This window comes from Streptomyces sp. DSM 15324 (assembly GCF_001514285.1).
Taxonomy (GTDB): Bacteria; Actinomycetota; Actinomycetes; order Streptomycetales; family Streptomycetaceae; genus Streptomyces.
The window spans coordinates 1,459-3,837 of record NZ_KQ949058.1; the positions used below are offsets into that span (position 1 = coordinate 1,459).

At 57.3% G+C, this 2,379-nt stretch carries 1 rRNA gene (only partly in view); it reads right to left on the reverse strand.

Annotated elements, in window-relative coordinates:
* Positions 1-2,330: ribosomal RNA gene (locus tag AQJ58_RS40110) — 23S ribosomal RNA — on the reverse strand (its annotated part extends 1,458 nt beyond the left edge of the window); the annotation flags it as partial.
* Positions 2,331-2,379: the final 49 nt, after the last annotated feature.

A 2,379-nucleotide genomic window follows, 5' to 3' on the forward strand; every position in this document is an offset into this window, starting at 1 on the left:
AAGCCGAACCGAACACCAATATCAAACTGTAGTAAAGGTCCCGGGGTCTTTCCGTCCTGCTGCGCGAAACGAGCATCTTTACTCGTAGTGCAATTTCACCGGGCCTATGGTTGAGACAGTCGAGAAGTCGTTACGCCATTCGTGCAGGTCGGAACTTACCCGACAAGGAATTTCGCTACCTTAGGATGGTTATAGTTACCACCGCCGTTTACTGGCGCTTAAGTTCTCAGCTTCGCCGAGACGAATCTCGACTAACCGGTCCCCTTAACGTTCCAGCACCGGGCAGGCGTCAGTCCGTATACATCGCCTTACGGCTTCGCACGGACCTGTGTTTTTAGTAAACAGTCGCTTCTCGCTGGTCTCTGCGGCCACCCCCAGCTCGGGAAGCAAGTCCCCTCACCAGGCGTGGCCCCCCTTCTCCCGAAGTTACGGGGGCATTTTGCCGAGTTCCTTAACCATAGTTCACCCGAACGCCTCGGTATTCTCTACCTGACCACCTGAGTCGGTTTAGGGTACGGGCCGCCATGAAACTCGCTAGAGGCTTTTCTCGACAGCATAGGATCATCCACTTCACCACAATCGGCTCGGCATCAGGTCTCAGCCTTGTGTGCGACGGATTTGCCTACCGCACGGCCTACACCCTTACCCCGGGACAACCACCGCCCGGGCTGGACTACCTTCCTGCGTCACCCCATCACTCACCTACTACCACCTTGGATCAGCGGCTCCACCACTCCCCTTTGCCCGAAGGCTCCGGGGCGGCTTCACGGCCTTAGCATTAATGGGTTCGATGTTTGACGCTTCACAGCGGGTACCGGAATATCAACCGGTTATCCATCGACTACGCCTGTCGGCCTCGCCTTAGGTCCCGACTTACCCTGGGCAGATCAGCTTGACCCAGGAACCCTTAGTCAATCGGCGCACACGTTTCTCACGTGTGAATCGCTACTCATGCCTGCATTCTCACTCGTGAACCGTCCACAACTACCTTCCGGTGCTGCTTCACCCGGCACACGACGCTCCCCTACCCATCACAGCACCCGTTGGGGCTATCTGCTGCAATGACACGACTTCGGCGGTACGCTTGAGCCCCGCTACATTGTCGGCGCGGAATCACTAGACCAGTGAGCTATTACGCACTCTTTCAAGGGTGGCTGCTTCTAAGCCAACCTCCTGGTTGTCTCTGCGACTCCACATCCTTTCCCACTTAGCGTACGCTTAGGGGCCTTAGTCGATGCTCTGGGCTGTTTCCCTCTCGACCATGGAGCTTATCCCCCACAGTCTCACTGCCGCGCTCTCACTTACCGGCATTCGGAGTTTGGCTAAGGTCAGTAACCCGGTAGGGCCCATCGCCTATCCAGTGCTCTACCTCCGGCAAGAAACACACGACGCTGCACCTAAATGCATTTCGGGGAGAACCAGCTATCACGGAGTTTGATTGGCCTTTCACCCCTAACCACAGGTCATCCCCCAGGTTTTCAACCCTGGTGGGTTCGGTCCTCCACGAAGTCTTACCTCCGCTTCAACCTGCCCATGGCTAGATCACTCCGCTTCGGGTCTTGAGCGTGCTACTAAAACGCCCTGTTCGGACTCGCTTTCGCTACGGCTACCCCACCCGGGTTAACCTCGCAACACACCGCAAACTCGCAGGCTCATTCTTCAAAAGGCACGCAGTCACGAGAACAAGGCAAGCCTTGTTCCGACGCTCCCACGGCTTGTAGGCACACGGTTTCAGGTACTATTTCACTCCGCTCCCGCGGTACTTTTCACCATTCCCTCACGGTACTATCCGCTATCGGTCACCAGGGAATATTTAGGCTTAGCGGGTGGTCCCGCCAGATTCACACGGGATTTCTCGGGCCCCGTGCTACTTGGGTGTCTCTCAAACGAGCCGCTGACGTTTCGACTACGGGGGTCTTACCCTCTACGCCGGACCTTTCGCATGTCCTTCGCCTACATCAACGGTTTCTGACTCGTCCCACGGCCGGCAGACCGTGGAAGAGAGATCCCACAACCCCGCATGCGCAACCCCTGCCGGGTCTCACACGCATACGGTTTGGCCTCATCCGGTTTCGCTCGCCACTACTCCCGGAATCACGGTTGTTTTCTCTTCCTGCGGGTACTGAGATGTTTCACTTCCCCGCGTTCCCTCCACACTGCCTATGTGTTCAGCAGCGGGTGACAGCCCATGACGACTGCCGGGTTTCCCCATTCGGAAACCCCCGGATCAAAGCCTGGTTGACGACTCCCCGGGGACTATCGTGGCCTCCCACGTCCTTCATCGGTTCCTGGTGCCAAGGCATCCACCGTGCGCCCTTAAAAACTTGGCCACAGATGCTCGCGTCCACTGTGCAGTTCTCAAACAACGACCAGCCACCC